Source organism: Agrobacterium sp. Ap1, from assembly GCF_017313375.1.
GTDB classification, from domain to species: Bacteria; Pseudomonadota; Alphaproteobacteria; order Rhizobiales; family Rhizobiaceae; genus Neorhizobium; species Neorhizobium cellulosilyticum.
The window spans coordinates 209825-230942 of the sequence record NZ_JAFLMY010000005.1 but is presented as its reverse complement, the minus strand read 5'-3'; the positions used below and the strand labels follow the sequence as shown (position 1 = coordinate 230942).

The 21118-nt window shown below is 58.9% G+C and carries 20 protein-coding genes and 1 pseudogene; 13 read left to right on the top strand and 8 right to left on the bottom strand.

From position 1 onward, the window contains the following. Positions 1-17 precede the first annotated feature (17 nt). From JZX87_RS12605 to lipA, 4 genes are all read left to right on the top strand, one after another. A complete protein-coding gene (locus JZX87_RS12605) occupies positions 18-290 on the top strand; it encodes an HP1242/YdcH family protein (protein ID WP_183821542.1) in 273 nt (90 codons plus the stop codon). Between the two features lie 75 nt (positions 291-365). Then, a complete protein-coding gene (gene lpdA, locus JZX87_RS12600) occupies positions 366-1811 on the top strand; it encodes a dihydrolipoyl dehydrogenase (protein ID WP_206825887.1) in 1446 nt (481 codons plus the stop codon). A gap of 84 nt (positions 1812-1895) precedes the next feature. Next, positions 1896-2144 (top strand): GlsB/YeaQ/YmgE family stress response membrane protein, encoded by a 249-nt coding sequence (locus tag JZX87_RS12595; protein WP_139677981.1) that lies wholly within the window; start codon positions 1896-1898, stop codon positions 2142-2144. 111 nt (positions 2145-2255) lie between these two features. Then, entirely contained in the window at positions 2256-3230 is a 975-nt protein-coding gene (gene lipA / locus JZX87_RS12590) for a lipoyl synthase (protein WP_148144883.1), read from the top strand. Between the two features lie 21 nt (positions 3231-3251). Here lipA and JZX87_RS12585 read toward each other — a convergent pair whose 3' ends face one another. Beyond that, positions 3252-3437 (bottom strand): hypothetical protein, encoded by a 186-nt coding sequence (locus tag JZX87_RS12585; protein WP_148144882.1) that lies wholly within the window; start codon positions 3435-3437, stop codon positions 3252-3254. Positions 3438-3611: 174 nt separating this feature from the next. Here JZX87_RS12585 and JZX87_RS12580 point away from each other — a divergent pair, with 174 nt between their 5' ends. Then, a complete protein-coding gene (locus tag JZX87_RS12580; protein WP_206825883.1) occupies positions 3612-4172 on the top strand; it encodes a P-loop NTPase family protein in 561 nt (186 codons plus the stop codon). Positions 4173-4203: 31 nt separating this feature from the next. Further along, on the top strand, positions 4204-4662 hold the full coding sequence (locus tag JZX87_RS12575) for a type II toxin-antitoxin system RatA family toxin (protein ID WP_206825881.1): 459 nt from the start codon (positions 4204-4206) through the stop codon (positions 4660-4662). A 7-nt stretch (positions 4663-4669) separates the two neighbouring features. Here the strand turns inward: JZX87_RS12575 and JZX87_RS12570 are convergent, their stop codons facing one another. Both JZX87_RS12570 and JZX87_RS12565 read right to left on the bottom strand, forming a co-directional pair. Further along, complete coding sequence (locus JZX87_RS12570) at positions 4670-5170, bottom strand: CinA family protein (RefSeq protein ID WP_183821547.1); 501 nt, start codon at positions 5168-5170, stop codon at positions 4670-4672. After that, entirely contained in the window at positions 5167-6360 is a 1194-nt protein-coding gene (locus JZX87_RS12565; RefSeq protein ID WP_183821548.1) for a bifunctional 2-C-methyl-D-erythritol 4-phosphate cytidylyltransferase/2-C-methyl-D-erythritol 2,4-cyclodiphosphate synthase, read from the bottom strand. The genes JZX87_RS12570 and JZX87_RS12565 overlap by 4 nt, the downstream gene beginning before the upstream one ends. A 166-nt stretch (positions 6361-6526) precedes the next feature. Between JZX87_RS12565 and dusB the strand changes: the two genes are divergently transcribed. Genes dusB through ntrC form a run of 3 tightly spaced genes read left to right on the top strand, consistent with a single transcriptional unit; the run spans position 6527 to position 10148 of the window. After that, complete coding sequence (gene dusB, locus JZX87_RS12560) at positions 6527-7555, top strand: tRNA dihydrouridine synthase DusB (protein WP_206825880.1); 1029 nt, start codon at positions 6527-6529, stop codon at positions 7553-7555. Continuing rightward, on the top strand, positions 7552-8700 hold the full coding sequence (locus JZX87_RS12555) for a two-component system sensor histidine kinase NtrB (protein ID WP_148144877.1): 1149 nt from the start codon (positions 7552-7554) through the stop codon (positions 8698-8700). The genes dusB and JZX87_RS12555 overlap by 4 nt, the downstream gene beginning before the upstream one ends. After that, complete coding sequence (gene ntrC / locus JZX87_RS12550; RefSeq protein WP_148144876.1) at positions 8697-10148, top strand: nitrogen regulation protein NR(I); 1452 nt, start codon at positions 8697-8699, stop codon at positions 10146-10148. Before JZX87_RS12555 ends, ntrC begins: the two co-directional genes overlap by 4 nt. Positions 10149-10204: 56 nt before the next feature. On the opposite strand, the pseudogene JZX87_RS12545 reads toward ntrC, so the two are convergent. Continuing rightward, positions 10205-10770, bottom strand: a pseudogene (locus JZX87_RS12545) (SCO family protein). Positions 10771-10787: 17 nt separating this feature from the next. Then, complete coding sequence (locus JZX87_RS12540) at positions 10788-11276, bottom strand: copper chaperone PCu(A)C (RefSeq protein ID WP_148144874.1); 489 nt, start codon at positions 11274-11276, stop codon at positions 10788-10790. A 913-nt stretch (positions 11277-12189) separates the two neighbouring features. On the opposite strand from JZX87_RS12540, the gene JZX87_RS12535 reads away from it, so the two are divergent. The 4 genes from JZX87_RS12535 (at position 12190) to hflX (ending at position 17773) form a co-directional block, all read left to right on the top strand. After that, positions 12190-14460 (top strand): sensor histidine kinase NtrY-like, encoded by a 2271-nt coding sequence (locus JZX87_RS12535; protein ID WP_206825878.1) that lies wholly within the window; start codon positions 12190-12192, stop codon positions 14458-14460. Beyond that, a complete protein-coding gene (gene ntrX, locus JZX87_RS12530; RefSeq protein ID WP_183821553.1) occupies positions 14450-15814 on the top strand; it encodes a nitrogen assimilation response regulator NtrX in 1365 nt (454 codons plus the stop codon). The genes JZX87_RS12535 and ntrX overlap by 11 nt, the downstream gene beginning before the upstream one ends. Before the next feature lie 300 nt (positions 15815-16114). After that, the gene (gene hfq / locus JZX87_RS12525; RefSeq protein WP_007757453.1) at positions 16115-16357 is read left to right on the top strand and encodes an RNA chaperone Hfq; all 243 of its coding nucleotides are present in this window, start codon (positions 16115-16117) and stop codon (positions 16355-16357) included. A gap of 75 nt (positions 16358-16432) precedes the next feature. Continuing rightward, the gene (gene hflX, locus JZX87_RS12520; RefSeq protein WP_210349032.1) at positions 16433-17773 is read left to right on the top strand and encodes a GTPase HflX; all 1341 of its coding nucleotides are present in this window, start codon (positions 16433-16435) and stop codon (positions 17771-17773) included. Positions 17774-17969: 196 nt separating this feature from the next. Here the strand turns inward: hflX and JZX87_RS12515 are convergent, their stop codons facing one another. The 3 genes from JZX87_RS12515 to JZX87_RS12505 all read right to left on the bottom strand — a co-directional run bounded on the left by JZX87_RS12515 (position 17970) and on the right by JZX87_RS12505 (position 21105). Beyond that, complete coding sequence (locus tag JZX87_RS12515) at positions 17970-18782, bottom strand: ferredoxin--NADP reductase (RefSeq protein WP_206825875.1); 813 nt, start codon at positions 18780-18782, stop codon at positions 17970-17972. A gap of 146 nt (positions 18783-18928) precedes the next feature. Further along, positions 18929-19432, bottom strand: a complete 504-nt coding sequence (locus tag JZX87_RS12510) for a DUF934 domain-containing protein (protein WP_206825873.1) — start codon at positions 19430-19432, stop codon at positions 18929-18931. Continuing rightward, on the bottom strand, positions 19432-21105 hold the full coding sequence (locus JZX87_RS12505) for a nitrite/sulfite reductase (protein ID WP_206825871.1): 1674 nt from the start codon (positions 21103-21105) through the stop codon (positions 19432-19434). The genes JZX87_RS12510 and JZX87_RS12505 overlap by 1 nt, the downstream gene beginning before the upstream one ends. Between the last annotated feature and the right edge of the window lie 13 nt (positions 21106-21118).

The window sequence follows — 21118 nt, the reverse complement described above, 5'->3', positions numbered from 1 at the left end:
ATAAAGGGATTTGTTCCATGTCTGGCACGCTGCATGAACTGGCCGCAGAATTTCCGGATTTCAGGGCGCTTGTGCGCCATCTCCAGGAAACGGATGGGCATTTTGCCCGACTGTGCCGGAGTTATGAAGACCTGAGCCGGAGGGTCCAACTGGCCGAGAGACGCAACGAGCCCGCAGGCGATGCAATGCTCATCGACATGTGCAAGCAGCGCAGGCAGCTCAAGGAAGAAATCTACGGGATGCTGGTTCAGCCTGAACCGGAAGCAGAAGCGATCAAGCTGGCGGTCTGACCGTCAGGCGCTTCCATCCCGTGAAGACCCAAGGTGTTTCGCCGGGGTCTCGACAGAAGAGGATTGGAAGCGCTCATGTCCAACGCTTATGACGTTATTGTAATCGGCTCCGGCCCTGGTGGTTATATCGCTGCGATCAGGGCCTCGCAGCTCGGCATGAAGGTCGCCGTCGTCGAACGCGAACATCTTGCCGGCATTTGCTCCAACTGGGGCTGCATCCCGACCAAGGCTCTGCTTCGCACCGCCGACGTATTGCACACCGCTACCCATGCCAAGGATTACGGCCTGACGCTTGAAGGCTCTATCAAGCCGGACGTCAAGGCGATCGTTGCCCGTTCGCGCGGCATTGCCGCCCGCATGAACAACGGCGTCGGCTTCCTGTTCAAGAAGAACAAGGTCGATATCATCTGGGGTGAAGCCAAGCTCACCAAGCCTGGCGAGATCGTCGTCGGCAAGTCGACCAAGCCGGTCGTTCAGCCGCAGGGTCCGGTGCCGAAGAACACGCTGGGTGAGGGCACCTATACCGCCAAGCACATCATCGTTGCCACCGGCGCCCGTCCGCGCGCTCTTCCCGGCATCGAGCCGGATGGCAAGCTGATCTGGACCTATTTCGAAGCGATGAAGCCGGAAGAGCTGCCGAAGTCGCTGCTCGTCATGGGTTCGGGCGCAATCGGCATCGAATTTGCCTCCTTCTATCGCACCATGGGCGTCGACGTCACCGTCGTCGAAATCATGAGCCAGGTCATGCCGGTCGAAGATGCGGAAATCTCCGCCTTCGCCAAGAAGCAGTTCGAAAAGCAGGGCATCAAGATCCATCTGGAAGCTAAGGTCGCCAAGGTGGAGAAGGGTGCAAACTCGATCACCGCCACGATCGAGAAGAAGGACGGAACGTCTGAAAAAATCACGGCTGACCGGATGATTTCGGCTGTCGGCGTTCAGGCCAATATCGAAAACATCGGCCTGGAATCTGCCGGCGTGAAGACCGAGCGTGGCTTCATCGTCATCGACGGTTACGGCAAGACCAACGTTCCCGGCATCTACGCGATCGGCGACGTTGCCGGTGGCCCGCTGCTCGCCCACAAGGCCGAGCATGAAGCTGTCGTCTGCGTCGAGAAGATCGCAGGCCTGCCGAACGTCCATGCCACCGACAAGGGCAAGATCCCGGGCTGCACCTATTGCAACCCGCAGGTCGCCTCGGTTGGTCTGACGGAAGCCAAGGCCAAGGAACAGGGTCGCGACATCCGCGTCGGTCGCTTCTCCTTTGCCGCAAACGGCAAGGCCGTGGCACTCGGTGAAGATCAGGGCATGGTCAAGACGATCTTCGACAAGAAGACCGGCGAACTCTTGGGCGCCCACATGGTCGGTGCTGAAGTCACCGAACTGATCCAGGGCTTTGTCGTCGCGATGAACCTTGAGACGACCGAAGAAGACCTGATGCACACGATCTTCCCGCATCCGACCATTTCGGAATCGTTGAAGGAAAGCGTGCTGGATGCTTATGGGCGCGTTCTGAACGCCTGATACGGCTCCCCTATACGAACGAGAGGCGCTTCCCATTCATGATGGGGAGCGCCGAACGACTATCTGGGTCTTGGAGGAGGAATGATGGAAAGCGTTGGCTGGATCGGAGCGATCATCATCGGCGGACTGGCAGGCTGGCTTGCCGGCAAGCTGATGGACATGCGCTTCGGCATCTTCATGAACATCATCCTTGGTATCGTCGGCTCCGTGGTGGCGATCGCCGTGCTGGGAACGTTCGATGTCCCGGTAAAGGATAGCCGTCTCGGCTATTTCGTCACGGCTTTCCTTGGCGCAAGCCTTTTGCTATTCGTCGCCAAAATCGTCAGGCGTTAATGTAGCGGCCTGGCAGGTTATGCCGCGCAAACATTTGCCGCGGTTCATGCATAGAGAATTTCCGAACTACAACATGCTCCGACATCAATGCGGAGCTGAAGGCAGGATTTCATGGTCACCATTCTCGACAGGACCAATCTCTCCGAAGAGAAGCGCGTTCGCCACCCGGAAAAGGCGCATCGGCCCGATACCGAGGTCATGCGCAAGCCGGACTGGATCCGCGTCAAGGCGCCTGTCTCGAAGGGGTATCAGGAAACCCGCGCCATCGTTCGCGAAAACAAGCTGGTGACGGTCTGTGAAGAGGCGGGCTGTCCCAACATCGGTGAATGCTGGGACAAGAAGCACGCCACCTTCATGATCATGGGCGAGATCTGTACCCGCGCCTGCGCGTTCTGCAATGTCGCGACAGGCAAGCCGAACCCGCTCGACATGGCTGAACCGGAAAGCGTGGCACGCGCCGTCAAGGAAATGGGGCTGCAACACGTCGTCATAACCTCGGTCGACCGTGACGATCTGGATGACGGTGGCGCGGAACATTTCGAAAAGGTGATCTGGGCGATCCGTGCCGCATCACCGCTGACGACGATCGAAATCCTGACGCCGGACTTTTTGAAGAAGCCCGGTGCGCTGGAGCGCGTCGTTGCCGCCAAGCCGGATGTGTTCAACCACAATATGGAAACCGTGCCGGGCAACTACCTGACGGTTCGTCCAGGTGCGCGTTATTTCCACTCGATCCGGCTTCTGCAGCGGGTGAAGGAACTCGATCCGACGATGTTCACCAAGTCTGGCATCATGGTTGGCCTCGGCGAAGAGCGTAACGAAGTGCTGCAGCTGATGGATGATCTGAGAACCGCGGATGTCGACTTCCTGACGATCGGCCAGTATCTGCAGCCGACGCGCAAGCATCACAAGGTCGAGAAATTCGTCACGCCGGAAGAGTTCAAGTCTTACGAGACTGTGGCCTATACGAAGGGCTTCCTGATGGTAGCTTCGAGCCCGCTCACGCGTTCGTCGCATCACGCTGGTGACGACTTTGCCCGGTTGCGGGCTGCGCGTGAAAAGAAGCTACTGGCTGCCGCCGAATAAGGCGGCAACCTCTTTCACTGGTTATTCAGCAGCTTCGATCTTGGGGCGCTTGTCCTGGCCATGCCTGCGTTCACGCAGCGTGCCCTTCTGTCCGCGTGCTTCGCCTTTTGCCATTTCGATGAAATAGGCGAGCATCGGCATGCCGTTCATATCCGCAAGCTGCTTAGCGGATTCGAGCAGCTTTATCATCTGTGCGAAATCGTCCATGGGTATGCGTCTTTCGGATCGATAGATTTTAGAATGTTGCAATGCACCAATATAGGCGGGATTGCGACGAGGGAATATTACAACTCCCCTCAAACTACATTAATTTTCTTTAACTTGAAAATCGTCAAACCGAAGATGTGCGTTGCAGCGGACACATAACAGGTGGGAAATCAGTTGCATATTGTCAATCCGGAGGACGCGGCACGAGTGCTTCATGCTTGCGAGCGCGTGCTTGTGATCGGCTGTTCGGGAGGCGGCAAGTCGACGCTTTCGCGGAAGCTGAGCGACAGATTGCGGCTGCCCTATATCTCGATGGACAGAGAATTTTACTGGCTACCGGGCTGGGTGAAGCGGGATCGTGAGGCGACGCGGGCCTTGATTTCGGAAGCGGTGTCCCGAGATCGCTGGATCATGGATGGCACGGGTTCATCCAGTTTCGAACTGAGAATGCCGCGCGCCGATGCGATCATCTGGGTGCGGATGCCGCGCTGGCTCTGCCTATGGGGTGTAATTTCCCGCAGCCTTCGCCATCTGGGGCAAACGCGGCCGGACATGGCGCCGGGATGTCCGGAGAGACTGTTCGATCGCGAATTCCTGTCCTTCGTCTGGAATTTCGAGCGGCAGACGACACCGAGGATCGTGGACGGGGTTCGGCGTTTCAGTCCTGACTGTCCCGTATTGATCCTGACCTCCCGCGGTCAGATGCGGCAGCTTCTCTCCCTTGTCGGGGCTTGATCTTCCAAAGACCTCAGCTTAACTCCACGTCATGCCAAAGTTCGACATTCGCCGCCCGGTCAAGCACAGCCCCGAAAAGATGTACGCCCTCGTTGCGGATATCGAGCGCTATCCGGAATTCCTGCCGCTATGCGAGGCGCTCAGCATTCGCAGTTCCAAGGAGCGGGACGGCAAGACCCTGCTCCTGGCCGACATGACGGTGGGCTACAAGGCGATCAAGGAAACCTTCACCACCCAGGTGCTCCTCAATCCGGCCGAACAGGCGATCGACGTCAAGTATATCGAGGGGCCGTTCAAGTATCTCGACAACCGCTGGCGTTTCGAGCCGCCGACCGATGGCGGTGACGGTTGTGTCGTGCATTTCTACATAGACTACGAGTTCAAAAGCATGATTCTCGGCGCGCTGATGGGCTCGATGTTCGATCGTGCTTTTCGCATGTTTACCGATGCTTTCGAGAGCCGCGCAGACAAGATTTATGCCGCGGCCTGAGAGCCGCTCAAACGCCTGCCACTTCGATCAGCATCTCAAAGGCCGTGCGCAGGGTTGCAAGGCGCACTTCGTTGCGGCCTATATCGCCGTAGCGCATTTCCCGATGCAGGATCGTACCAGCGCGGCTGCGCGCCGCGATGTGTACGAGGCCGACAGGCTTTTCCGCCGATCCGCCACCGGGTCCGGCGATTCCTGTCACGGCGACCGCAATATCGGCGCGTGAGCGGAAGAGGGCTCCCTGAACCATCTGAAGCGCGGTCTGCTCCGATACGGCGCCATAAGCCTTCAACGTCGCGGCATTGACACCCAGCAGATCCATCTTGGCTTCGTTGGTATAGGTGACGAAGCCGCGGTCGACCACGGCGGAGGAGCCGCTGATATCCGTCAACGCGCCGACAATGAGGCCGCCTGTGCAGGATTCGGCTGTGGAGATCATCAATCCGCGTTCGGAAAATGCCCAGACGATCCGGCGTGCATCATCCTCTATGTCTATCGGAAAAAGGCTCATGCCTGCGATCCGCGATAAACGACGGTCGCGGTTGCGATGGCGGCTATTCCTTCGCGGCGGCCGACAAAGCCGATCGTCTCGTTGGTCGTTGCCTTTACCGAGCAACGGTCGAGCGAAATACCGAGAATTGCCGCCATGTTCTCGCGCATCTTGTCGCGGTGAGGGCCGACTTTCGGTGCCTCGGCAATCAACGATACGTCGGCATTCATGATTGTGCCGCCTTTTTCGCGCACGATTTTTGCCGCGTGGTCGAGGAAGATCTTTGAAGGTGCTCCTTTCCACTGCATGTCGGAGGGCGGGAAATGGTCGCCGATATCGCCGGCGCCGCATGTGGCGAGCAGCGCGTCGGTCAGGGCGTGCAGCGCGACGTCCGCATCCGAATGGCCGGACAGTTTCTGGTCATGGGGAATGAAGACGCCGCAAAGCGTCACGCCATCACCCGGTACGAGCTGGTGCACGTCATAGCCGTTGCCTGTTCGGACGTCAGGGAGGAGGGCGTTTGCTGTAAGCCTTTCATCGGCCATGGTCATGTCCCGTTTCACGGTAAGCTTGATATTGTCGACGGAGCCTTCGACGATTGAAACCGACAGTCCGGACCATTCGGCGATTGCTGCGTCATCGGTAAAATCGTCGCGGCGAAGCGCCGCAGCCTTTTCATGCGCAGAGCGGATTTCCGACAGCAGGAAACTTTGAGGTGTCTGGGCGGCATAAAGTCCTGAGCGCGGAACCGTTTCGTGCACGAGGCCATCACTGCCGCTGCGTTTCAATGTGTCGGTGACGGCGACGGCCGGCAGGACGGCATCGACGCCGTTGTCGAATGCTTCAGCAATTCGATCGAGCATTGCGTGATCGACGAAGGGGCGTGCTGCATCATGGATCATTACATGGGTTGCTTCGGTGGCGGAAAGAGCTTTGAGGCCCTCATAAACAGAGCGTTGCCGCGTGTTTCCGCCGAAGGCGAGAGTGATGTCTGACGCCGCAAGCCCGACTGTCGCCGCCGCATACAGTTCCTCGTCATCCGGATGGATGACGACGACGATCGGTCCGCGTCTTTGCCAGCTCAGAAAGGTGTCGAGCGTATGGGCGATAACCGGCCGGCCGCCGATCGGACGATATTGCTTCGGCCCCTCGTCCGGTGAGCCAACTCTTTCCCCTCGTCCTGCCGCGACGATGACGATGCCGATTGTCATGGAGTTGCTGTTCCCGTCCTGTAGTGGATTTCTTCAATATCGATTTGGATTGACAGGGCGAGAACTATAGCCTCAAAAGCCGTATTTCCAGCACGTCGCTTAAAAATAACGCAGTTCCGGAATTGCTCTTGGCAAACGCTCAAGAGCTGAATAAAAATAGTGCATAATGCGGACTTGCCTGAAAGATCATCAATTGCATTGCAGCGACCTCGCCAGACCATTTCAGATCGGATCGGTCACTGTCCGCAATCGGGCGGTGCTTGCGCCGATGTCGGGAGTAACCGACCTTGCTTTCCGTAAGCTTGCATGGCGCTTCGGGGCGGGCCTTGTCGTTACCGAAATGGTGGCGAGCCGCGAGCTTGCGATGAACAAGGGTGAATCCTGGGCGCGACTGAAGAATGCCGGCATGACGCCGCATATGGTGCAACTGGCAGGTCGCGAAGCCTATTGGATGGCTGAGGCTGCGAAGATTTCCGCCGACAATGGCGCCGACATCATCGATATCAATATGGGGTGTCCCGCCAAGAAGGTAACCGGCGGTTATTCCGGATCGGCCCTGATGCGGGATCCGGACCATGCGCTGTCGATGATCGAGGCAACGGTGAAGGCCGTTTCCGTCCCGGTCACGGTGAAGATGCGGCTGGGCTGGGATCATGACAGTCTCAACGCTCCACTGATTGCGCAGAGGGCGCAGGAGGCGGGTGTTCAGCTTGTCACCGTGCATGGACGTACCCGCATGCAGTTCTACGAAGGCAAGGCGGATTGGGACGCTATTCACGCCGTGCGCGACGTGCTCTCCATTCCGCTGATTGCCAATGGTGACGTGCAGACGCCTGAAGATGCGACGGAAATCCTGCGCCGGTCGGGTGCGGATGCAGTCATGGTCGGTCGCGGCGCGCAGGGGCGCCCCTGGCATATCGGCTGGCTCGCCGGCCATGCGGCACCGGCGGCAAACGAAATCTGCGCCATCGTCATCGAACACTATGAGGCGATGCTCGAGTTTTACGGCGTCGAGGCCGGGCTCAGGCACGCCCGCAAACAACTCGGCTGGTATATCGAACGTCAGGATTGCGACATTTCGGCAGAGGACAAGGCCGCCATCATGATGTCTCGTGACCCCGCTGATGTTATCCGCCGCCTTACATCCGTTTTCGAAAACGGCGCATCAATACCGGCCCGCAAGGAGGCTGCATGACAAAGTCCGCCGTTCAGGATGCTGCCCATGGGCAGGCGCTGGCCATGGCCGTCCTCAATTCCGTGCAGAACCCGGTCATTCTGGTCGATCAGGCGGGGAAGATCGCGTTTGCCAACTGGGAGGCGGAAGCCTTTTTCGGGGCAAGCGCACCGCATCTGGCCAAATACAAGATTTCGAGCTTCATTCCGTTCGGCAGCCCGCTTCTGGCGCTGATCGATCAGGTGCGGGAGCGCAAAGCGCCGGTCAACGAGTATCGCGTCGACCTGTCCTCGCCAAAACTCGGTCAGGAAAAGCTGGTCGATTTGTATGTCGCACCGGTGGTGAGCGAACCCGGTTCTGTCGTCGTGGTGTTCCAGGAACGCTCGATGGCGGACAAGATCGATCGCCAGCTGACCCATCGCGCGGCAGCCCGTTCGGTCACGGGACTTGCCTCGATGCTGGCGCACGAGATCAAGAACCCACTGTCAGGCATCCGCGGTGCGGCGCAGTTGCTCGAATCGGTCGTGCCGGATGACGACCGCCCGCTGACGCGGCTGATCTGCGACGAGACCGACCGGATCGTATCTCTGGTCGATCGTATGGAAGTGTTCTCCGACGAGCGCCCGGTCGATCGTGTGCCGCTCAACATTCACTCCGTGCTCGATCATGTTAAGGCTGTCGCCAAGGCGGGCTTTGCCCGCGAGATCAAGATTTCGGAAATGTACGATCCGTCGCTGCCGCCGGTCTATGCCAACCGCGATCAACTGGTTCAGGTGTTTCTCAACCTGATCAAGAATGCGGCCGAAGCCGTGGATGGCCAGGCTGACGCAGAAATCATGCTGACGACGGCCTATCGTCCCGGTATTCGCCTTTCTGTCGCGGGCACGCGTGAGAAGATTTCTCTGCCGCTGGAATTTTGCGTTATCGACAATGGCCCCGGTGTGCCGGCGGACCTTGTTCCCAACCTTTTCGACCCGTTCATCACCACAAAGACCAACGGTTCCGGCCTCGGGCTGGCGCTGGTCGCCAAGATCATCGGCGGCCATGGCGGCATTGTCGAATGCGACAGCCAGGCGCGCCGGACCATATTCCGTGTTCTGATGCCCATGCACAAGGAAGAAGCCGGTGACGGCCGCGCCTTGAACTCCACAGGAAGCGAAAAATGACTGCCACGATCCTTGTCGCCGACGACGACGCGGCCATCCGTACCGTCCTGAACCAGGCCCTGACGCGGGCCGGTTACGAGGTACGCATCACGTCGAATGCCGCCACGCTGTGGCGATGGGTTTCGGCCGGAGAGGGTGACCTCGTCGTGACCGACGTCGTCATGCCGGACGAAAACGCCTTCGACCTTCTGCCGCGGATCAAGAAGGCTCGCCCCGATCTGCCGGTGCTCGTCATGAGCGCGCAGAATACGTTCATGACGGCGATCCGGGCATCGGAAAAGGGTGCCTATGATTATCTTCCGAAGCCCTTCGACCTCACGGAACTGATTGCCATCATCGGCCGGGCGCTGGCCGAGCCGAAGCGCAAGCCTGCCCGTCTCGATGACGACATGCAGGACGGCATGCCGCTGGTTGGTCGCTCTGCCGCGATGCAGGAAATCTACCGCGTTCTTGCCCGTCTGATGCAGACGGACCTGACGCTGATGATCACCGGTGAATCGGGTACCGGCAAGGAGTTGGTCGCGCGCGCGCTGCACGATTACGGCAAGCGTCGCAACGGTCCGTTCGTGGCGATCAACATGGCCGCCATTCCGCGCGACCTGATCGAATCGGAATTGTTCGGTCACGAGAAGGGCGCCTTTACCGGTGCGCAAAACCGCTCGACCGGTCGTTTCGAACAGGCCGAGGGTGGCACGCTGTTCCTCGACGAAATCGGCGACATGCCGATGGATGCCCAGACGCGTCTCTTACGCGTGCTGCAGCAGGGCGAATATACGACGGTCGGCGGGCGCACGCCGATCCGCACCGACGTGCGCATCGTTGCTGCCACCAACAAGGATCTGAAGCACCTGATCAATCAGGGGCTCTTCCGCGAAGATCTCTATTATCGCCTCAATGTCGTGCCGCTTCGCCTGCCGCCGTTGCGCGACCGCGCGGAAGATATTCCCGATCTCGTCCGGCACTTCATGCAGATGGCGGAAAAAGAAGGGCTTGACGGCAAGCGTTTCGACAGCGAGGCGCTGGACGTGATGAAGTCCTATGCCTGGCCGGGCAACGTGCGCGAACTGGAAAACCTGGTGCGCCGCCTGATGGCGCTTTATCCGCAAGAGGTGATCACGAGGGAGATCATCGATACGGAATTGCGGTCGGACGTGCCCGACAGCCCCATCGACAAGGTAAGTCCACGCGGCGGTTCACTGACCATCGCTCAGGCGGTGGAAGAAAACATGCGGACCTATTTTGCAGGGTTCGGCGACAACCTGCCGCCGCCTGGCCTTTACGATCGTGTCCTGACCGAAATGGAATATCCGCTGATCCTTGCTGCGCTGACTGCAACCCGTGGCAACCAGATCAAGGCGGCTGACCTGCTCGGTCTCAACCGTAACACGCTTCGCAAGAAGATCCGTGAACTCGGCGTGTCGGTCTATCGCAGTTCGCGTTCAGCATGATCCTTTGCGGACGCCGGATTACTGTCCGGCGTCCGATCCAGTAACGCTCTGCGTTGTTACAGGAGTCTGCTGCGGATTTTTTCAACCGCATCGTCGGAGTCCGCACCATATGGGATAAGGCCTTTCAGGCGGCCATCGGCGCCGATGAGGAAAAGGTCCATTGTATGGCTCATGAATAGCCGCCGCTCTTGTTCGGCACCTTTTCCGCAAATGCCTTCCAGCCGGCTATTACCCGCTTCATTTCTTCAGGCGTACCGGTCACGCCGGTGATCCGGTCTGAAAACGCGGTGACATATCCGTTCATGATCTCGGGCGTATCCCGTTCCGGATCGACCGTGAACAGGTAGCTCTTGATCGGAGCGCCTTCTTCTCCGAGCTGGTTCAGATATCCCGCCACCTCGAAAAGCGTTGTCGGGCAAACCTCGGGGCAATGCGTATAGCCGAAATAGACCAGTGACGGATTGCCCTTGAAGATCGACTGGTCGACCGTTTCACCCTTGTCGTTGACCAGGGAGAAGGCGGTGCCGAACTTGCTGTTACGCGGCTCGTCCTTGAAGGTGAAGAACAGTATGCCGATCAGCACACAGAAGAAGGCCGCGCAGATCGTCGTGGCGATCAGCATGAACGGATTTTTCATCGTCATTTCCCGTGTTCAGCGTGTGCATCACTGCCCTTGTCGCCGGCTACCGGGCCAACGGCAAATTCGACATCAACGGACCCTGCTTTCTCAAACACCAGCGTCGCCTTGATCATCTCACCTTCCTTGAAGGGCTGCGGCACGTTAATGAACATCAGGTGGTAGCTGCCGGGCTTGAGTTCGACCGTCGTGTTGGCCGGTATCGCGATGCCGGCTTCAAGCTCGCGCATCTGCATCACGGCGCCGTTCATCTTCATCTCGTGCAGCTCAACACTGCCGGCGCGATCGGATGTGACGCTGACGAGGCGGTCTGCCGGTCCGTTATTTGTAATCTTGAAATAGCCGCCGCCAACCTTTGCCATGGGCAACATTGCCCGGGAATAGGGGTGACCGATTTCGATCTGGCCGAGCTTGAAGCCGTGCGCCTGGGCAGAGCCGAATGCGAGCATGGTGCCGAGCACGGCATAGGTGGCGATGTTCCTGATGAACATGAGTGTCTCCGAGGGAGTGTTCCTGTTGGCTTTTGCCTGCCGAAGGAGAGCGCGCGCTCCGGTGACGGCCAACTAATGATGAAGGGCAAAGCGGCTAAAACTGCTTTGAAATGATAGATTGATGTTCCTGCCGTATCGGCGGACGATCAGGCGAGCGAGGGAGGTGCTCTGGCGTCAGGCAATAGACCCCGACGCGTTGGTTCCTGTGTCGGGAAGACTGCGAAAACGATATTCGCCGGCGCCTGTGCCAAAGATACTTGCAAGGCAAGGCCGGCAGACAGGATCGCAGATGTGACAGAATGCGTCAGTCGGCACAGGCTTGCGCAGGGGCAGTCTGCACTTCGTTTCAGCGGTTTATCTGAACTGTCAGGCTGTGCGTCAAAAACGCCATTTGAGCCGCAAAGGACGTGAAGCTGATCTTGGGCGACGATCGCTGTCGACGCCCTTGCCATATTTCCGGTGAATCCCTGAAGCGCCAATAGGTAGCCAAGGGCTACGGCCAGTGCTGTAGCCAGAATCCTGTCCGATAGGATTTGCCGGATCGCCTTCATGATATCTCCATGCCACAGGCCGAAGATAAAGTCACCGGTGCGATTAAATTGTGCGGGTCACGCTCCGCCTCCATCAGCAAGAAGCGTCTTTTTCTCAAGTGTATTAAATACGACTTTTGCGGTTGGCTATTTCAGTGGACATCCGCTCATTGTGATGTGCCCAAATCACTGGCTGCTTGACAGTTGGAGATGATCGTTGCATTTTCGCCACAATGCGTTGCTTAGAGGTCACGCAGGTGGCCTAGTGAGACCGGCGGCATTTTTCGGTCAAACACCCGGACATCCAAATTCGGTGATTTTGAAGCGTCTTTCCATATTTGGTCAGGCGACAATGTGGTTGGTCCCAGAGCGGGAGGGATATGATGGTGGACGGCGGGACGGCACCCCTTGCCGACGCTCAATCAGCGACATTCATTCAGGATCGTCGCGCCTCCTTTGCCTTGCCGGGTATTCTTCTGGCTGGTGGTGCGCTGGTCTGCGCCATTCTAACCCTGCTTGTTCTCCTCGGACTGACGCCGATTGCGCCGACCGGAAACGTGGTGATTGCGTCGGCCGTCATCAATTCGCTGTTCATCATCGGCCTGATGTATCTCATTGGGCGCGAGGTGACGCGGCTGCTGCGTGCCCGGAACCGGGGTAGGGCCGCGGCGCGCCTCCACGTGCGAATCGTCGTTCTGTTTTCCATCGTTGCCATCACGCCGGCGGTGCTGGTGGCGATCTTTGCCAGCCTGACGCTGAATGTCGGCCTTGACCGCTGGTTTTCACTGCGCACGCAGTCGATCGTGCAGTCGTCGCAGGATATCGCCCGCGCTTACATGATGGAGAATGCGAGCTATCTGCAGGGCCAGACGGTCTCGATGTCCAACGACCTCGAACGCAATCGTGCGATGTTCTATCTCGATCGCACCGGCTTTCTGGACCTGATGACCCGTCAGGCGCGTGGGCGCGGCATGCTCGGAGCCTTCCTCGTTCAGGAGGATGGTCAGGCGATTGCGCAGGCCGATATAAAGACCGAGCGACCGCTGCCGGCTATCCCAGCCGATGCGCTCAAGTCCGCCGCGGGCGGCCAGCCGACACTAATTCCGCCCGGCATCACCAATCTTGTGGGGGCGGTGATGAAGACGGAGGCTATATCGGGAACATTCCTCTACACGATCCGCGCCGTCGACCCGAAGGTCATGAACGCCATGCGGCTGATGGAGGAAAACACTGCCGAGTACAAGGCGATGGAAGCGGGCCGCTCGTCGCTCCAGTTTGCCTTTGCCGTGCTCTATCTCGGGTTCGCACTTATCGTTCTTCTGGCGGCAATCTGGGCGGCAATCGCGGTTGCCGACCGTATCGTGCGGCCGATCCGACTGCTGATCAGTGCTGCTGACGCTGTCGGCAGCGGCAACCTCAATGTTGTAGTTCCCGTTCGTGCTGCAGATGGCGACGTCGGCAGTCTGTCACGCACATTCAACAAGATGATCTCCGAAATCCGCACGCAGCAGGACGAGATTCTGGAGGCCAAGGACGAAGTCGATGATCGTCGCCGCTTCATCGAAGCCGTGCTTTCTGGTGTAACGGCGGCTGTCATCGGCGTCGACGACCGGAGGATCAGCATCGTCAATCCGTCCGCCGAAGAGATGCTCGGCGTTGAGCAGCAGGGCCTTATCGGTAGAACATTGCAGGAGATCGCACCCGAGATCGACCATGTTCTGACCGAAGCCACAACACGATCCCGCGGGGATTTCCGCAAGGAAGTCAACCTGATGCGCAACGGCAAGGAACGGACATTGTCAGTTCAGGTCACCCGCGAAGAACAGCGCACGTCGAACGATTCCTATGTCATCACGCTCGATGATATTACCGATCTAGTGATTGCACAGCGTTCAACGGCATGGGCGGATGTGGCGCGCCGCATCGCCCATGAGATCAAGAACCCGCTGACGCCTATCCAATTGTCGGCGGAGCGGCTGAAGCGCCGTTACGGCAAGCAGATCGATGAGAATGATCGGGCGGTCTTCGATCAGTGCACGGACACGATCGTCCGGCAGGTCGGCGATATCGGCCGCATGGTCGACGAATTCTCTTCGTTTGCCCGCATGCCCAAGCCGTCGAAGGAAATCACCGATCTCAGGGGCATCCTGAAGGATTCGATCTTCCTGCGCGAAATGGGTACGACCCATGTCGATTTCATTCGCGAACTCGGTGACGAACCTCTCAACGGCCTGTTCGATGGACGGATGCTCGGTCAGGCTTTCGGCAATCTCGTGAAGAATGCCGTCGAGGCGATCGAGATGGTGCCGGTCGACGAGGAGCGTGACGGGCGCAAGGTGATGGTGCGCTCCAGTTTTGACAAGGCACGCGATCTGTTCGTGGTGGATGTGATCGACAACGGCATCGGACTGCCGACCGAGAACCGCCACCGGATACTCGAACCCTATATGACAATGCGTGAAAAGGGCACAGGGCTCGGCCTCGCCATCGTCAAGAAGATCATTGAAGAACATGGGGGGCAGCTCGAACTGCACGATGCCCCTGCCGATTTCGATCATGGCAAGGGCGCCATGATCAGGGTGCTTTTGCCACACGTCGATGCGGTTGGCGCGCCCGTGAAAGATAAAGACAAGGAAGTAGCTTATGGCGTCTGACATTCTGGTCGTCGATGACGAGGCGGATATCCGCGAGATCGTTTCGGGCATTCTCTCCGACGAGGGCCACGAGACACGGATGGCGTATGACAGCGACAGTGCTCTGGCGGCGATTTCCGACCGCGTGCCGCGGCTGGTTTTCCTCGATATCTGGATGCAGGGGTCTAAGCTCGATGGCCTGGCGTTGCTGGACGAGATCAAGAGCCGCCATCCCGACCTGCCGGTGGTGATGATCTCCGGTCACGGCAATGTCGAGACGGCCGTCTCGGCTATCAAGCGCGGCGCCTTCGATTTTATTGAAAAGCCGTTCAAGGCCGACCGCCTGATCCTGATCGCCGAGCGGGCACTGGAAAACTCCAAGCTCAAGCGCGAAGTGTCCGAACTGAAGAAGCGCACCGGTGATGCGGCCGAACTGGTCGGAACGTCGGTTGCCGTCTCCCAGCTTCGCCAGACGATCGAAAAGGTCGCGCCGACCAACAGCCGCATCATGATCCTTGGCCCTTCCGGCTCAGGCAAGGAACTCGTTGCCCGGATGATCCATCGCAAGTCGTCGCGCGCGACAGGTCCTTTCGTGGCGCTGAACGCTGCAACGATCACGCCCGACCGGATGGAGGTGGCACTTTTCGGCACCGAGGGGACGCCTGGCCAGCCGCGCAAGATTGGCGCGCTTGAAGAGGCGCATCGCGGTATCCTCTATCTCGACGAAATCGGCGAGATGCCGCGCGAGACACAGAACAAGATCCTGCGTGTGCTCGTCGATCAGCAGTTCGAGCGCGTCGGCGGGTCGAAGCGGGTGAAGGTGGATGTCCGCATCATTTCCTCGACCGCCTACAATCTGGAGAGCCTGATCTCCGAAGGTGCCTTCCGCGAGGATCTCTATCATCGTCTCGCGGTCGTACCGGTCAAGGTCCCGGCACTGGCAGAGCGTCGCGAAGACATTCCCTTCCTCGTCGACATGTTCATGAGGCAGGTTTCCGAACAGGCGGGTATCCGCCCGCGCAAGATTGGCGACGATGCTATGGCCGTCCTGCAGGCGCATGACTGGCCGGGCAATATCCGCCAGTTGCGCAACAATATCGAGCGGCTGATGATTCTCGCGCGCACGGATGGCCCGGATACGGCGATCTCCGCCGATATGTTGCCGACCGACCTCGGTGACATGCTGCCAAAGGTCTCGTCGAAGGGGGATGTCCACATCATGACGCTTCCGCTGAGAGAGGCGCGTGAAATGTTCGAGCGTGATTATCTTATCGCGCAGATCAACCGCTTCGGCGGCAATATTTCCCGCACCGCAGAATTTGTCGGCATGGAGCGCTCGGCGTTGCACCGCAAGCTGAAATCGCTCGGCGTCTGAGGTCTTTGCCTAGCTACCGGGGTCGCATTCGTGCGGTCCCATGTATTTTTGACTAAGGCTTCACACAGAGTGCCGAAATCTGCATTCCAATCGTTTCAATCGATGGAAGACAGCGCCAGCGGACATAAGGGCAGTGTCGCATCGAATATGCGCGACGCCTTTTTCGAGATTGCGGAAAAGACGCCGATTTGGTAACCAGACTTGTGGGGGAAGGGAAACACGGGGCGTTTCTCCATAATCTCTTATCACGTGAGATCATTATCCCGGCAGATTGCCGGCAAGAAAGAAAGAATCGGCGCTATGGCGGAACGTTCTCAGAACCTGCAGGATTTATTTCTCAATACAGTCCGAAAGCAGAAGATTTCCCTGACTATATTCCTCATCAACGGGGTCAAGCTCACGGGAGTCGTAACTTCCTTCGACAATTTCTGCGTGCTTCTTCGTCGTGACGGGCACTCCCAGCTCGTGTATAAGCACGCTATCTCGACCATCATGCCGGGTCAGCCGATGCAGATGTTCGAGACCGAAGAAAACGCAGCCTAAGGACAGAGACAGATTTCTACCCGAGATACGTCTAACGAATCGCTCGTCCCGGAAGCCGAAAAGCACCGGGACGATATGCGCGCCGTGGTGGTTGTGCCGGTGCTCAAGCAGGCGCGCGCCCGCGGCAGCCAGAGCGACACGCCGATTGTCGCCGCTCCCAAGAGATCCAACGAAGCACGATTGGAAGAGGCGACAGGTCTTGCCCGCGCCATCGATCTCGACGTGGTTCAGGGCTTGATCGTTTCCGTCAATCAGCCGCGTCCAGCGACCCTGATGGGAACCGGCAAGATCGAGGAAATCAAGGCGCTTCTCGACGAGAGGGATGCCGGCCTCGTCATCGTCGATCATCCGCTGACGCCAGTGCAGCAGCGCAATCTCGAAAAAGAACTGAACGCCAAGGTCATCGACCGCACCGGCCTGATCCTCGAGATTTTCGGTCGCCGTGCCTCCACCAAGGAAGGCACGCTGCAGGTCGATCTGGCGCATCTCAATTACCAGAAGGGCCGTCTGGTCCGGTCCTGGACCCACCTTGAGCGCCAGCGCGGCGGTGGCGGGTTCATGGGCGGTCCGGGTGAAACCCAGATCGAAGCCGACCGTCGTCTGTTGCAGGACCGTATCGTCAAGCTGGAGCGCGAGCTAGAGCAGGTGGTGCGCACCCGCCAGCTTCATCGCGCCAAGCGCCGCAAGGTGCCGCATCCGATCGTGGCTTTGGTCGGTTATACCAATGCCGGCAAGTCGACATTGTTCAACCGCATTACCGGCGCCGGCGTTCTCGCTGAAGACATGCTGTTTGCGACGCTCGACCCGACATTGCGCCGGATGAAGCTGCCGCATGGCCGCACCGTCATCCTGTCGGACACCGTCGGCTTCATTTCCGACCTGCCGACCCATCTCGTCGCCGCCTTCCGTGCGACGCTGGAAGAGGTACTGGAAGCCGATCTCATCCTGCATGTGCGTGACATGTCCGATCCAGACAATGCCGCCCAGTCGCATGACGTGCTGCGCATTCTCGCCGATCTCGGGATCGACGAGAAGGAAAGCTCCGAGCGCATTATCGAGGTCTGGAACAAGATCGACCGGCTCGACCCGGAAACACATGACGCGCTGTTCGAGCGCGCCAAGGGCCGCGACAATATCATGGCGCTATCGGCGATTACCGGCGAGGGTCTCGATCCGCTGATGGACGAGATCGCCAAGCGGCTTTCCGGCGTGCTCACCGAAACCTCGATCACCATTCCCGCGGACAAGCTTTCGCTGGTCTCCTGGGTCTACGGCAATTCGATCGTCGACGGCCGCGAGGACAATGAGGATGGTTCGGTGACGCTCGATGTACGCATGTCGGAAGCGCAGGCGACAGAGATCGAACGCCGGCTCGGCAACGGGCCGAAGCGCGAGAAGGAAGACTGGGAGCGGTAACCTGATTGCTGCCGTCATCCTCGGGCTTGTCCCGAGGATCTATTCACGTCGCCAATGTCACTATCAAAGCAGATGCTCGGGACAAGCCCGAGCATGACGGCAATCATGGCTAACCCGGCCCTTCGCTTTGGCTCAGGGCATTCGTCACTGCAATCGATTCACTGGATTGATCGCTCGGGCTACGCCCGACCGTTCCTCACCCCACAAACGCGCGTTCGATGACGAACTCGCTCGGCTTGTTGTTGGCGCCTTCGGTCAGGCCTGCCTTTTCGAGCAGTTCCTTGGTGTCTTTCAGCATCGCAGCCGAGCCGCAGATCATGCCGCGGTCGACCGCCGGGTCGAGCGGAGGCACGCCGAGGTCGGAGAACATCTTGCCGTTCTCGATCAGGTCGGTGATGCGACCCGTAAACGGGTAGTCTTCGCGGGTGACCGTCGAATAGAGTTTCAGCTTGTCACCCACCAGTTCGGAGAGGAACTCGTGGTTCCTGATCTCTTCCATCAGGTCCTGGCCATATTTCAGTTCGGACACTTCGCGGCAGGTATGGGTGAGGATGACTTCCTCGAATTTTTCGTAGGTTTCCGGATCGCGGATCAGGCTTGCGAAAGGCGCAATGCCGGTGCCGGTCGAGAACATGTAGAGACGCTTGCCCGGTGTGAGCGCATCAAGCACCAGCGTACCTGTCGGTTTCTTGCGCATCAGCACGGTATCGCCCGGCTTGATCTTCTGCAGGTGTGAGGTCAGCGGGCCATCCGGCACCTTGATCGAGAAGAATTCCAGTTCCTCGTCCCAGGCCGGGCTTGCGATCGAATAGGCGCGGTAGATCGGCTTTTCGCCGACCATCAGGCCGATCATTGCAAATTCACCCGAGCGGAAACGAAAACCTGCCGGGCGCGTCATGCGGAAACGGAACAGCCGGTCGGTATAGTGCTGCACATCCAGCACCGTCTCGGCATAGACGCCATCCGGAATCTTTACGGCAAAGTCTTCGGTCTTCGTGGGAGCATTCATCGCGATCGGTCTTCCAGTCTCATCGTTCTGACAGCGAGATATACTATCAAGCTGCTCATTTGAAGGCATCCCCGCTCATTGTCGCGGAAAGCATAGAAAATATGTGTACGAAAGTCACCTTTAAGCCTTCCAATTCAGGGAGAGCTTCAGGCCGAGCGGCGACGCCAGCTGTAACCTTCGCCTGCTTCCGCATGGCGGGATGTCGGCTGGTAATGCACGGCAATGCCGGGCAGGCGCCCTTCCGACAGACGCTTCAGCGCAGTGGCGTTGGTGACTGCAAAGCTGTCTATACCACAGCGAAGCATCAGTGGCACCTGATCGATCAGCACATCGCCGACAGCCCGCAATTCGTTGCGATAGGCAAGCCGGTCGCGCAGCAGCGAGGCATGGCTGAAGGCGCGACCGTCGTTGAAGGCCGGGAAATCCACCGCGACGATTTCGATGCGATAGAGATAGGGCTCCAGCTTCGTGACGTCGTCGGCGGGCCTGATCAGCACGCCGAGGCCGACATCGTTGCTGGCCTCCGCTTTCTCGATAAACTGATCGAGCGGCAGAAGCGCCTTCTGCTCGCCTTCGGCCTTCGCCTCGTCTGTTTCGATCACCCACGGATCGTTCTCGACGAAACCGGTTTCTCTCCAGATCTTCGTCATCAAGCAGCCTCCGCCTTGGCTTCACCATAGAGCGCATCCTTGAAAGGCTGCGGCCCGACACGGCGATAGGCGGCCAAGAAGGTTTCTTCCTTGCCCGTACGTAGGCCGAGATAGGTATCGACGATGGTTTCGATCGCGTCCGTCACCTTGGCCGGCTCGAAGCCACGGCCGATGATTTCGCCGATTGATGTATGTTCGTCGCCCGAACCGCCGAGCGTGATCTGATAGAGTTCGGCGCCCTTCTTTTCCACGCCCAGAAGGCCGATATGGCCGACATGGTGATGGCCGCAGGCATTGATGCAGCCGGAAATCTTGATCTTCAATTCGCCGATTTCGGCCTGACGCTCGGGCGCGCCGAAGCGGGTGGAGATTTCCTGGGCTACAGGGATCGAACGGGCGTTCGCGAGTGCGCAATAGTCCAGGCCGGGACAGGCAATGATATCGGTGATCAGGTTGGAGTTTGCCGTTTCCAGCCCATGCGCAGTCAATGCACGATAGAGCGGCTCAAGATCAGCCAGCGCCACATGCGGGAAGATGACGTTCTGCTCGTGGCTGATGCGGATTTCGTCATGGGCGAATTCCTCCGCCAGATCGGCGATCACATCCATCTGCACGTCGGATGCGTCGCCCGGAATGCCGCCGATCGGCTTGAGCGAAATCGTCACCATGCCGTAATCGGGATGTTTGTGCGGCTGGACGTTCTGGTTAACCCAGCGGGCAAAGGCCTCGTCCTGCTTTTTCCAGCCGGCAAGCTGCGCCCAGCCTTCTCCACGGTCGGGCAGGGCGGGCGGTGCGAAATAGGCGGTGATTGCCGCCACATCGGCCTCCGGCAGCTTCAGCTCGGTTTCCTGAAGGTGAGAGAACTCTTCCTCCACCTGGCGGGTCAGTTCCTCGACGCCGGCTTCGTGGACGAGGATCTTGATGCGCGCCTTGTACTTGTTGTCACGACGGCCATGCAGATTGTACACGCGCATGATCGCGGTGATGTAGGACAGGAGATCCTGCTCGGGCAGGAAGTCCTTGATCTTTTTGGCGATCAGAGGCGTGCGGCCCTGACCGCCGCCGACATAGACGGCAAAACCGATCTCACCCTTGTCGTTCTTCTTCAGATGCAAGCCGATATCGTGGACCTGGATTGCGGCACGGTCGCGCTCGGCGCCGGTCACGGCAATCTTGAACTTGCGCGGCAGGAAGGAGAATTCCGGGTGGACGGAAGACCACTGGCGCAGAATTTCAGCATAGGGGCGGGGGTCGGCCACTTCGTCTGCTGCCGCGCCGGCAAAATGATCTGCCGTGACATTGCGAATGCAGTTGCCTGATGTCTGCAGCGCGTGCATTTCGACGCTTGCCAGCTCCGCCAGGATATCGGGCGTGTCGGAAAGCTTCGGCCAGTTGTACTGGATGTTCTGGCGGGTGGTGAAATGGCCGTAACCGCGGTCATATTTGCGGGCGATATGCGCCAGCATCCGCATTTGCCTGGAGTTCAGCGTGCCATAAGGGATTGCGACGCGAAGCATATAGGCATGAAGCTGCAGATAGACGCCGTTCATCAGGCGCAGCGGCTTGAACGCATCCTCGGCGAGTTCACCGGAAAGCCGGCGCTCGACCTGATCGCGAAACTGTTCCACGCGGCTCGAAACAAAGGCGTGGTCGAATTCATCGTAACGATACATGTGTGTCCCGGAA

Excerpts from the sequence above, each read along its gene's own strand:
- JZX87_RS12605 (WP_183821542.1), top strand. The coding sequence starts at position 18 with ATGTCTGGCACGCTGCATGAACTGGCCGCAGAATTTCCGGATTTCAGG.
- lpdA (WP_206825887.1), top strand. The coding sequence starts at position 366 with ATGTCCAACGCTTATGACGTTATTGTAATCGGCTCCGGCCCTGGTGGT.
- JZX87_RS12595 (WP_139677981.1), top strand. The coding sequence starts at position 1,896 with ATGGAAAGCGTTGGCTGGATCGGAGCGATCATCATCGGCGGACTGGCA.
- lipA (WP_148144883.1), top strand. The coding sequence starts at position 2,256 with ATGGTCACCATTCTCGACAGGACCAATCTCTCCGAAGAGAAGCGCGTT.
- JZX87_RS12585 (WP_148144882.1), bottom strand. The coding sequence starts at position 3,437 with ATGGACGATTTCGCACAGATGATAAAGCTGCTCGAATCCGCTAAGCAG.
- JZX87_RS12575 (WP_206825881.1), top strand. The coding sequence starts at position 4,204 with ATGCCAAAGTTCGACATTCGCCGCCCGGTCAAGCACAGCCCCGAAAAG.
- JZX87_RS12570 (WP_183821547.1), bottom strand. The coding sequence starts at position 5,170 with ATGAGCCTTTTTCCGATAGACATAGAGGATGATGCACGCCGGATCGTC.
- JZX87_RS12565 (WP_183821548.1), bottom strand. The coding sequence starts at position 6,360 with ATGACAATCGGCATCGTCATCGTCGCGGCAGGACGAGGGGAAAGAGTT.
- dusB (WP_206825880.1), top strand. The coding sequence starts at position 6,527 with ATGCGGACTTGCCTGAAAGATCATCAATTGCATTGCAGCGACCTCGCC.
- JZX87_RS12555 (WP_148144877.1), top strand. The coding sequence starts at position 7,552 with ATGACAAAGTCCGCCGTTCAGGATGCTGCCCATGGGCAGGCGCTGGCC.
- ntrC (WP_148144876.1), top strand. The coding sequence starts at position 8,697 with ATGACTGCCACGATCCTTGTCGCCGACGACGACGCGGCCATCCGTACC.
- JZX87_RS12540 (WP_148144874.1), bottom strand. The coding sequence starts at position 11,276 with ATGTTCATCAGGAACATCGCCACCTATGCCGTGCTCGGCACCATGCTC.
- JZX87_RS12535 (WP_206825878.1), top strand. The coding sequence starts at position 12,190 with ATGGTGGACGGCGGGACGGCACCCCTTGCCGACGCTCAATCAGCGACA.
- ntrX (WP_183821553.1), top strand. The coding sequence starts at position 14,450 with ATGGCGTCTGACATTCTGGTCGTCGATGACGAGGCGGATATCCGCGAG.
- hfq (WP_007757453.1), top strand. The coding sequence starts at position 16,115 with ATGGCGGAACGTTCTCAGAACCTGCAGGATTTATTTCTCAATACAGTC.
- hflX (WP_210349032.1), top strand. The coding sequence starts at position 16,433 with ATGCGCGCCGTGGTGGTTGTGCCGGTGCTCAAGCAGGCGCGCGCCCGC.
- JZX87_RS12515 (WP_206825875.1), bottom strand. The coding sequence starts at position 18,782 with ATGAATGCTCCCACGAAGACCGAAGACTTTGCCGTAAAGATTCCGGAT.
- JZX87_RS12510 (WP_206825873.1), bottom strand. The coding sequence starts at position 19,432 with ATGACGAAGATCTGGAGAGAAACCGGTTTCGTCGAGAACGATCCGTGG.
- JZX87_RS12505 (WP_206825871.1), bottom strand. The coding sequence starts at position 21,105 with ATGTATCGTTACGATGAATTCGACCACGCCTTTGTTTCGAGCCGCGTG.